The 9,659-nt window shown below is 68.3% G+C and carries 9 protein-coding genes; 4 read left to right on the top strand and 5 right to left on the bottom strand.

Translation table 11 applies throughout. The annotated features are described in order from the left end of the window. Positions 1 to 52: 52 nt before the first annotated feature. The 3 genes from A612_RS07920 to A612_RS07910 all read right to left on the bottom strand — a co-directional run bounded on the left by A612_RS07920 (position 53) and on the right by A612_RS07910 (position 3,503). The gene (locus tag A612_RS07920; RefSeq protein ID WP_019373969.1) at positions 53 to 1,093 is read right to left on the bottom strand and encodes a microcin C ABC transporter permease YejB; all 1,041 of its coding nucleotides are present in this window, start codon (positions 1,091 to 1,093) and stop codon (positions 53 to 55) included. Between the two features lie 57 nt (positions 1,094 to 1,150). Continuing rightward, positions 1,151 to 1,612, bottom strand: coding sequence for a methyltransferase family protein (locus A612_RS07915; RefSeq protein WP_019373968.1), 462 nt, complete (start codon positions 1,610 to 1,612; stop codon positions 1,151 to 1,153). 73 nt (positions 1,613 to 1,685) lie between these two features. Further along, positions 1,686 to 3,503, bottom strand: a complete 1,818-nt coding sequence (locus A612_RS07910) for an extracellular solute-binding protein (RefSeq protein ID WP_019373967.1) — start codon at positions 3,501 to 3,503, stop codon at positions 1,686 to 1,688. A gap of 48 nt (positions 3,504 to 3,551) precedes the next feature. On the opposite strand from A612_RS07910, the gene fabI reads away from it, so the two are divergent. After that, on the top strand, positions 3,552 to 4,352 hold the full coding sequence (fabI, locus tag A612_RS07905) for an enoyl-ACP reductase FabI (protein WP_019373966.1): 801 nt from the start codon (positions 3,552 to 3,554) through the stop codon (positions 4,350 to 4,352). 76 nt (positions 4,353 to 4,428) lie between these two features. On the opposite strand, the gene A612_RS07900 is transcribed toward fabI, so the two are convergent. Next, entirely contained in the window at positions 4,429 to 6,801 is a 2,373-nt protein-coding gene (locus A612_RS07900) for an arginine/lysine/ornithine decarboxylase (protein ID WP_019373965.1), read from the bottom strand. Positions 6,802 to 6,963: 162 nt separating this feature from the next. Between A612_RS07900 and A612_RS07895 the strand changes: the two genes are divergently transcribed. Further along, positions 6,964 to 7,395: an NfeD family protein gene (locus tag A612_RS07895; protein ID WP_019373964.1), complete on the top strand. Its 432-nt coding sequence runs from the start codon at positions 6,964 to 6,966 to the stop codon at positions 7,393 to 7,395. Positions 7,396 to 7,442: 47 nt separating this feature from the next. Further along, positions 7,443 to 8,366 (top strand): SPFH domain-containing protein, encoded by a 924-nt coding sequence (locus tag A612_RS07890; RefSeq protein WP_019373963.1) that lies wholly within the window; start codon positions 7,443 to 7,445, stop codon positions 8,364 to 8,366. 19 nt (positions 8,367 to 8,385) lie between these two features. On the opposite strand, the gene A612_RS07885 is transcribed toward A612_RS07890, so the two are convergent. Continuing rightward, positions 8,386 to 8,730 (bottom strand): hypothetical protein, encoded by a 345-nt coding sequence (locus tag A612_RS07885; protein ID WP_019373962.1) that lies wholly within the window; start codon positions 8,728 to 8,730, stop codon positions 8,386 to 8,388. A gap of 243 nt (positions 8,731 to 8,973) precedes the next feature. Here A612_RS07885 and A612_RS07880 point away from each other — a divergent pair, with 243 nt between their 5' ends. Next, positions 8,974 to 9,612 carry an ERF family protein gene (locus tag A612_RS07880; protein ID WP_019373961.1) on the top strand — a complete coding sequence of 213 codons (639 nt, stop codon included), beginning with the start codon at positions 8,974 to 8,976 and terminating at the stop codon, positions 9,610 to 9,612. Positions 9,613 to 9,659 lie beyond the last annotated feature (47 nt).

Below are 9,659 nucleotides of genomic sequence, written 5' to 3'. Positions count from 1 at the left end.
CTGGCCCCTGCCGGCGGCCGGGAAAGCTCGGGAGCAAGGGGTGCCACCATCCTCAGTCGAACTTCACGCGCGGGTCCACCCACACGTAGCACAGGTCGCTCACCAGCTTGGTCACCAAGCCGATCAGCGTGAACAGGAACAGGGTGCCCAGCACCACGGGATAGTCGCGCCGGATCACGCTCTCGTAGCTCAAAAGCCCCAGCCCATCGAGCGAGAACAGCGTCTCGATCAGCAACGAGCCGGTGAAGAAGGCGCCCACGAAGGCGGCCGGAAAGCCCGTCACGATGGGGATCAGCGCGTTGCGGAACACATGCTTCCACAGCACCTGGCGCTCGGTCAGCCCCTTGGCGCGCGCCGTCAGCACGTACTGCTTGCGGATCTCTTCCAGGAAGGAATTCTTGGTCAGCATGGCGGTCACGGCGAAGCTGCCCGCGACCATGGCGGTGACGGGCAGCGTGATGTGCCACAGGTAGTCCACGATGCGCGCGCCCCAGGAAAGCTCGTCCCAGTTGGCCGAGGTCAGGCCGCGCAGCGGGAACCACTGCAGCTGCCCGCCGAAGATCACCAGCAGCGCCACGCCCAGCACGAAGCCGGGAATCGCGTAGCCCACCAGGATGACGAGCGTGGTCACGAAGTCGAAGCGCGAGCCTGCGCGCACGGCCTTGACCACCCCCAGCGGCACCGCCACCAGGTAGCTGATCAGGAAGGTCCACAGGCCCAGGCTGATCGACACCGGCAGCTTTTCCTTGATGAGCTGCCACACGTCCTTGTTCTGGAAGAAGCTGCGCCCCAGGTCGAAGCGCGCGAACTGGCCCAGCATCTGCAGGAAACGCTGGTGCGGCGGCTTGTCGAAGCCGTAGAGCTGCTTGATCTGCTCGAGCCGCTGCGGATCCACCCCTTGCGCGCCGCGGTAGGCCATGCCGCCGCCCTCGCCCGCACCGCCGCCCGCCCCGGCCATGCCGGCCTTGGCCTCGGCCAGGTACTGCTCGACCGGCCCGCCGGGCACGAACTGGATCACGACGAAGGTCAGCAGCAGCACACCCAGCAGCGTGGGCAGCATGAGCAGCAGGCGCTTGAGGACGTAGGCGAACATGGCGGCCTCAACCCCTCTCCGCCCTGCAGCGGGCGCCCGCAGCGCCGGACAAGCGCGTCACAGCCACCGCCGCACCTCCTGCCGGTACTGCGTGTACGCGGGGCCGAACCGCTCCTGCAGCGCCCGCTCCTCCGGCAGGATCTGAAAGCGCGTGATCCAGGCGACGAAGACCACCAGGGCCAGCAGCGCCAGCACGTCGCCCAGCCACAGGCACAGCGCCAGCAGCAGCAGCGCCAGGCCCAGGTACATGGGGTTGCGCGTGAAGCGGTAGGGGCCCTCGCGCACCAGCGCGCGCGAGCGCCCGGGCTGCAGCGGGCTGGCCGTCGTGCGCGCGCGCCGAAACAGCCCCAGCGCCCACAGCGTCAGCACCGCCCCCAAAAGCAGGCACAGCCCGGCCCCCACGAGCCGCGGCCCCGCCGGCAGATGCCAGCCGACCCCGGGCGCACTCAGCCCCCACGCCAGTGCGGCGCAGGCGAGGGTCACCAGCGGCGGGGGAATCTTCAGCTCCAGGGGTTTCATGCAGGGCCGTGCAGGGGATGCGCTCCAGGTACTGGAAAGGGTACTTCATCGCGGTCGCTGGGCGCCGCCCCCTTCAGGGCTGCCGCGCCCACCAGGTCTCCACCGCCCACATCTCGCCCGGAGAGTATGGCGGCACCACGTCCGGGCGCGCCAGGCGCCAGGCGTTGTAGACCATGCGGTGCGTCCCGGCGGACCACTGCGGGATCAGGTAGTGCTCGTGCGCGATGATGCGCTCGAGCGCGTGGCAGGCGGGCAGCATCTGCTCGAGCGTCTTGGCAGAGACCATCGCCCGGATGGCGGCGTCCACCGCCGGGTTCTTCACGCCGGGGAAATTGCCCGAGTCCTCCTGGTCGGCCGCCTGGCTGCCGAACAGGTCGGCGAATTCCTGGCCCGGGTTGTTCGTGCCCTGGTAGGCGATGGTGGTGATGTCGAAGTCGAACTTCTGCAGCCGCTGCTGGTAGAGCGCGAAATCGACCGAGCGGAAGCGCAGCACGATGCCGAGCTTGCGCAGGTTGTGCATCCACGACGAGAGCGTGCGCATCCCGCCCTCGCTGCTGTCCATGTATTCCAGCTCGAAGGGCTCGCCGCGCGCGTTGCGCAGCACGCCGCCCTGCACCGTCCAGCCGGCCTCGGCCAGCAGCGCCTGCGCGCGGCGCAGGTTGGCCCGCAGCGCGGCCGCATCCTCGGGCGCCGGCGGCACGAACATCGGCCCGAAGACGGCCGGCGGGAGCACGCTGCGCCAGGGTTCGAGCAGCGCCAGTTCCTCGGCCGTGGGTGTGCCCTGCGTCTCGCACACCGTGTTGCCGAACAATCCGTGCACGCGCTGGTAGGCGCCGTAGAACAGCCGCCGGCTCATCCACTCGAAATCGAAGGCCAGTCCCAGCGCCTCGCGCACGCGCCGGTCGGCAAGAAGCGGGCGGCGCGTGTTCAGCACGAAGCTCTGGAAACCCGAGGGCAGCCTGTGGGCAAACTCGCCCTTGACCAGCTCGCCCGAGTCGAACTTCTTGCCATTGACCCGCCGCGCCCAGTCGCCCGCGCTGAAAAACCGCATCAGGTCGAACTCGCCCGCCTTGAGCGCCTCCAGCCGCGCCGTGTTGTCCTTGTAGATCTTGACCAGGATGCGGTCGAAGTTGGCCGTGCCGCGGCGCACGGGCAGGTCGCGCGCCCAGTAGTCCGGGTCGCGCACGTAGGTGATGTCCTTGCCGAAGTTCACCGGCCCGATGCGGTAGGGGCCGCTGCCGATCGGGATGTCCATCACCACCTGGTCAAACGGCTTGGGCCTGCCCGCCTCGTCCCGCCCCCAGTCGCGGCTGAACACCGGCAGCCCCCCCACGGTCAGCGGCAATTCCCGGTTGGGCCGCCGGAAGCGGTAGCGCACCGTGCGCTCGTCCAGCACCTCCAGCCCCTCGACGTCCGCCAGCAGCGTCTTGTAGGCTGGCGAGGTGTGCGGGCCCATGAGCGTGTCGAAGCTGTGCTGCACATCGGCCGCCAGCACCGGCTTGCCGTTATGGAAGCGCGCCTCGGGCCGCAGCCGGAAGGTGGCGGACAGGCCGTCCGGCGCGACGCTCACGTCCTCGGCGAGCAGCCCGTAGCCGGTCGCCGTCTCGTCCATGGAGCCGACCAGCAGCGTGTCGAACATCAGCGCCGCCAGGTAGGCCGGGGCGCTGCCGCGGATGGTGAAGGGGTTGTACTTGTCGAAGGTGGAGACGCGCAGGTTGCTCACCAGCCGCAGCTCGCCGCCCTTGGGCGCCTGCGGGTTCACGTAGGGCAGGTGCGCGAAATCCGCCGGCAGCGCCGGCTCGCCCCACATGGCGTAGGCGTGCGCCGCCCACCCGGCCGGGGCCGCCAGGGCCAGGCAGGCACTCAGCGCGCAGGTCAGCCAATACCGCATGCGACAATTCTGCATCACCTGAAACACCTATTCCTGGAGCCGACAACAATGGGTTTTCTCGCTGGCAAGAAGCTGCTCGTCACGGGCGTGCTGTCCAACCGTTCCATCGCCTACGGCATCGCACGCGCCTGCCATGAGCAGGGTGCCCAGCTGGCCTTCAGCTACGTGGGCGAGCGCTTTCGTGGCCGCATCACCGAATTCGCCGCCGAGTTCGGCTCCGAGCTGGTGTTCGATTGCGACGTGGCCGAGGACGCGCAGATCGAGCGCATGTTTGCCGGCCTGCACGAGGCCTGGGGCCGTTTCGACGGCTTTGTGCACAGCATCGGCTTCGCCCCGCGCGAGGCGATTGCCGGCAATTTCCTCGACGGTCTGTCGCGCGAGGCCTTTCGCGTCGCGCACGACATTAGCGCCTACAGCTTCCCGGCCATGGCCAAGGCCGCCCTGCCCCACCTGAACGACAAGTCGGCGCTGCTGACGCTGTCGTACCTGGGCGCTTTGCGCTCCATCCCCAACTACAACACCATGGGCCTGGCCAAGGCCTCGCTGGAAGCCTCCGTGCGTTATCTGGCCGAGGCCGTGGGCCGCACCGAGGACGGCCGCTCCATCCGCGTCAACGGCATCTCCGCCGGCCCCATCAAGACGCTGGCCGCCAGCGGCATCAAGGATTTCGGCAAGCTCCTGGGCCGCGTGGCCGAGGCCGCGCCGCTGCGCCGCAACGTAACCATCGAGGACGTGGGCAACGTCGCGGCCTTCCTGCTCTCGGACCTGGCCAGCGGCGTGACGGCCGAGATCACCTACGTGGACGGGGGTTTCAGCCAGACGGCGGGCCTGTCGGCCGACCAGGTCTGACGCCCCGGCGCCCAGCCTCCCGCCCGCAGCGCGCGTGGACCGCGGCTGCGGGTTTTTTCGTGCCGGCCGGCGCTCCTCAGATGATGCGGCTGTAGGCGCCGTCGTCGCCCACCTGCACCAGCTTCTTGCCCTTGCCGGCGTTGCTGCGCGACTTCGGGATCTCGGTCTTCTCGGCCGTCACGCAGTCCGCGTAGTAACGCACCACGCCCTCCTCGTCCTCGATCTCCACCAGGCCGTGGATGTCGGTCTCGAAGCCCGGGCACAGCTTGGAGAACTCGCGCGAGAACTTCAGGTAGTCCACGATCTTCTTGTTGAAGACCTCGCCGGGGATCAAGAGCGGGATGCCCGGCGGGTAGGGCGTGATCAGGCTGGTCGTGATGCGCCCCTCTAGCTCGTCGATGGGCACGCGCTCGGTGCGCCGCTGGGCGATGTGCGCGAAGGCGTCGGCGGGCTTCATGGCCGGCGTCAGATCCGAGAGGTACATCTCGGTCGTCAGTCGCGCCACGTCGTAGCGGGCGTAGAGCTCGTGCACGTGCTGGCACAGGTCCTGCAGGCCCATGCGCTCGTAGCGCTTGTGCTGGGCGCAGAACTCCGGAAGGATGCGCCACATCGGCTGGTTTTTCTCGTAGTCGTCCTTGAACTGCTGCAGCGCCGCCAAGAGCGTGTTCCAGCGGCCCTTGGTGATGCCGATGGTGAACATGATGAAGAACGAGTACAGCCCGGTCTTCTCCACCACCACGCCGTGCTCGGCCAGGTACTTGGTGACGATGGACGCGGGAATGCCGGTGCGATCGAACTTGCCGTCCAGGTTCAGGCCCGGCGTGACGATCGTGGACTTGATCGGGTCCAGCATGTTGAAGCCGTCGGCCAGCGGCCCGAAGCCGTGCCAGCGGCCCTTGCCCTTCTTGCCCTTGCCATCCGGGCGCAGGATCCAGTCGTCGGCGCGGCCGATGCCCTCCTCCACCAGCCCATCCGGGCCCCAGACCTTGAACCACCAGTCGCCCTTGCCGAAGTCTTCCTCGACCTCGCGCATGACGCGGCGAAAGTCCAGCGCCTCCAGGATCGATTCCTCCACCAGCGCCGTGCCGCCGGGCGGCTCCATCATGGCGGCCGCCACGTCGCAGCTGGCGATGATGCTGTACTGCGGGCTGGTCGAGGTGTGCATCAGGTACGCCTCGTTGAACAGGTGGCGGTCGAGCTTGGTGGTCTGGCTGTCCTGCACCAGCACGTGGCTGGCCTGGCTGATGCCCGCCAGCAGCTTGTGCACCGACTGGGTCGAATAGACCACCGACTGCTTAGGCCGCGGCCGCTTCTTGCCCATGGCGTGGAAGCTGCCGTAGAACGGGTGGAAGGCCGCGTGCGGCAGCCAGGCCTCGTCGAAGTGCAGGTTGTCCACGTAGCCATCGAGCATGCCCTTGATGACTTCCGTGTTGTAGAGCACGCCATCGTAGGTGCTCTGCGTCAGCGTCAGCACGCGCGGGCGCACCGCCTCGGCATCCACCCCCTTGAGCAGCGGGTTGGCGCGGATCTTCTGGCGGATGGTCTCCGGCTCGAACTCGGACTTCGGGATCGGCCCGATGATGCCGAAGTGGTTGCGCGTGGGTTTCAGGAACACCGGCACCGCGCCCGTCATGATGATCGAGTGCAGGATCGACTTGTGGCAGTTGCGGTCCACCACCACCACGTCGCCCGGCGCCACCGTGTGGTGCCAGACCATCTTGTTGCTGGTCGAGGTGCCGTTGGTGACGAAGAAGCAGTGGTCGGCGTTGAAGATGCGCGCCGCGTTGCGCTCGGATTCGCCAATGGCGCCGTTGTGGTCCAGCAGCTGGCCGAGTTCCTCCACCGCGTTGCACACGTCGGCGCGCAGCATGTTCTCGCCATAGAACTGGTGGTACATCTGGCCCACCGGGCTTTTCAGGAAGGCCACGCCGCCCGAGTGGCCCGGGCAGTGCCAGGAGTAGGAACCGTCCTCGGCGTAGTCCAGCAGCGCCTTGAAGAACGGCGGCTTCACCCCTTCCAGGTAGCTCTTGGCCTCGCGGATGATGTGGCGCGCGACGAACTCCGGCGTATCCTCGAACATGTGGATGAAGCCGTGCAGCTCGCGCAAGATGTCGTTGGGCAGGTGGCGCGCGGTCTTGGTCTCGCCGTGCACGTAGATCGGCACGTCGGCGTTCTTCCTGCGCACTTCGCTGATGAAGTTGCGCAGGCTCAGCACCACCGGGTCATGGCCCGTGCCGAGCGTGAACTCCTCGTCGTCCACCGACAGGATGAAGGCGCTGGCGCGGCTTTGCTGCTGGGCGAACTGCGTCAGGTCGCCGTAGCTGGTGACGCCCAGGACATCGAAGCCCTCGGCCTCGATGGCCTGGGCCAATGCCCGGATCCCGAGGCCGGAGGTGTTCTCCGAACGATAGTCCTCGTCGATGATGACGATGGGAAAGCGAAACTTCATGCCCTGCCCCTCCGGCGTGCGGGATAAACAAGCGAAACGGCAAAGTGTAAGGAATAAGAGCAGCCGCCCCTGTGAGACTTTTGCCATTTCGCACAGAATCACAGGATCTTTGCGCCGCCCGCACGGCGCTCCACCAACGAGCCACAAGGGAGACAGCACATCATGGAACTGGACGCATCCACCCTGTGGTGGCTGATGGCCGGCGCCGCCGTGGTGGCGGAACTGCTGACCGGCACCTTCTACCTGCTGATGCTTGCCGTGGGCCTGGCCGCGGGCGCGCTGGCGGCCCACGCCGGGCTGGGGGCAGCGGCGCAGCTGAGCCTGGGCGCGCTGGCCGGCAGCGCCGCCGTGCTGGGCGCCTACCTGGTGCGCCGCACCCGCCCGGGCGAGCCGTCGGCGCGCGCCGACCGCAGCGTCAACCTGGACGTGGGTGAGGTGGTGCACATCGACGCCTGGGCGCCGGACGGCACGGCCACGGTGCGCTACCGCGGCGCCGCCTGGACCGCCATCCACCGCCCCGGCATCACGCCCTCCATCGGGGCCCACCGCGTCGCCGAACTGGTGGGCAACCGCCTGCTGGTCGATCCGCTGTAGCACACTGCCAGCCCAACGCATCCCCTGTTTCAACCCGAGGGCCCGCCATGGAAGTCGCCATCGTCCTGTTCGTTATCGCCGTGCTGTTCATCGTGCGCTCGGTGCAGATCGTTCCCCAGCAGCACGCCTGGGTGAAGGAGCGCCTGGGCCGCTACGCCGGTACGCTCTCGCCCGGCCTGAAGTTCATCATTCCCTTCGTGGACCGCATCGCCTACCGCCACAGCCTCAAGGAAATACCGCTGGAGGTGCCCAGCCAGGTCTGCATCACCAAGGACAACACGCAGCTGCAGGTGGACGGCATCCTGTACTTCCAGGTGACTGACCCGATGCGCGCGAGCTATGGCTCGTCCAACTACATCATGGCCGTGACGCAACTGGCGCAGACCTCGCTGCGCAGCGTGATCGGCCGGCTGGAGCTCGACAAGACCTTCGAGGAGCGCGACATGATCAACGCCCAGGTGGTCGCCGCCATCGACGAGGCGGCGCTGAACTGGGGCGTGAAGGTGCTGCGCTACGAGATCAAGGACCTGACGCCGCCGGCCGAGATCCTGCGCGCCATGCAGGCGCAGATCACGGCCGAGCGCGAGAAGCGCGCCCTGATCGCCGCCTCCGAGGGGCGCCGCCAGGAGCAGATCAACATCGCCACCGGCGAGCGCGAGGCCTTCATCGCCCGCTCCGAGGGTGAGAAGCAGGCCGCCATCAACAAGGCGCAGGGCGAGGCCACGGCGCTGCTGACCGTGGCGTCCGCCACCGCCCAGGCGATCGAGCGCGTGGCCAGCGCCATCCAGCAGCCCGGCGGCGAACAGGCGGTGCAGCTGCGCGTGGCCGAGCAGGCCGTGCAGGCCTATGCCCGCGTGGCCTCCGATGCGAACACCACCCTCATCGTGCCGAGCAACATGACGGAAGTCTCCGCCCTGATTGGCTCAGCCATGCAGATGGTGCGCACCGGCGGCGGAGCGCGGCCCTCCTGAGCGGCCGCGGCCGCGGCGTTCATTCGCGCACCTCGCGCCGGTCCGGCTCGTCGCTGGGCTCGACCCGGTCGGACATGATCTCGCTGGGCGGGGCGATGTCGCCGCTGTCGCTGCCCACGTCCTCCCAGGTGCCGTCGGTGCGGCGTGTGTCGCCGCGCGGATGGCCCATCGTGCCGTCGTCGAAATCGAGCGGGCCGTCCTGAGGAATGTCGTCCAGCGGATGGGCCGTGATTTCGTCCATGCCCGCCGAGACGTCCTTTTCCGCGCTCATGGTGGCGTTGGCCTCGGCAGAGGTCTCCGCCTGGGCTGTGGCCTCGTCAGGGGTGTCGGCTGCCAGCGAGCCGGGGATGCTTCGGGTCACCATGTCTCGTTCTCCTGTGTGCAGACCGGGAGGGGCTCCCTGCCTGGGCCTCCAGCATCCGCGGTCGGGCCGCGCCCTCCGGTCGGGGGCGACCCACAGCCCCGGTAGGAAGGCGCCGGCACGCTGCGCCCCGTAGGCCGGGCCCTACCTGCGTTCGGGCGGCGCTCCGGCAGCCACAAGGCATCTGCGCTGCGGCCTCTCGCACGCCGCTGCGGCAACGCTTGGCCCCATGGAGAGCAGCCCACCATGAGCAAGATACAGAACGCAGTCCTCGGCGTCATGAAGGACATCGCCACCACCGGCATCGCCAAGCTGCAGCGCAACGTGCAGCAGGGCTATACCTTCCGCGGCATCGAATCGGCCATGAACGAGCTGTCGCCGCTGCTGGTCAAGCACGGCATCACCGTGACCCCGGCCTACACCGACCTGAGCATCCACGAGCGCTTCCGCGGCGACCCCAAGGACGGGCGCGCGATCCGCTTCTGCACGCTCAAGGGCATTTTCCGCTTCTCCGCCGAGGACGGCTCGCACGTGGTCAGCGAGTGCTATGGCGAGGCGATGGACGCCGGCGACAAGGCCGTCACCAAGGCGCAATCCATCGCTTTCCGAACCGCCCTGTTTCAGCAGTTCGTCGTGCCCACCATGGCGATGGACCCGGAGAGCTACCTCGATCCGGACGATGACGACATGCCGATCGGCCCCGAGCCTTCGCGCGAGCTGCTGGAGGCGGCCACCAACGCCGCCAACGCCGGTCTGGATGCCTACCGCAGCTTCTGGCAAAGCTCCATGCCGGACGAGCGCATGGCCCTGGCCGGACGGCACGCGGAGCTGAAGGCCACGGCCCAGCGCGTGTCCGACGGCGGCGCCGCGAATGCAGGTCAGTGATGCCCCGCAGGGCAGCGCCGAGTGGCACAGGCTGCGGCTCGGCAAGG

It is taken from the genome of Melaminivora alkalimesophila (genome assembly GCF_000282995.1).
In the GTDB taxonomy this organism is placed as follows: Bacteria; Pseudomonadota; Gammaproteobacteria; order Burkholderiales; family Burkholderiaceae_C; genus Melaminivora; species Melaminivora alkalimesophila.
The sequence above is the reverse complement of the archived record's forward strand: the minus strand, read 5'-3'. Positions and strand labels throughout refer to the sequence as shown.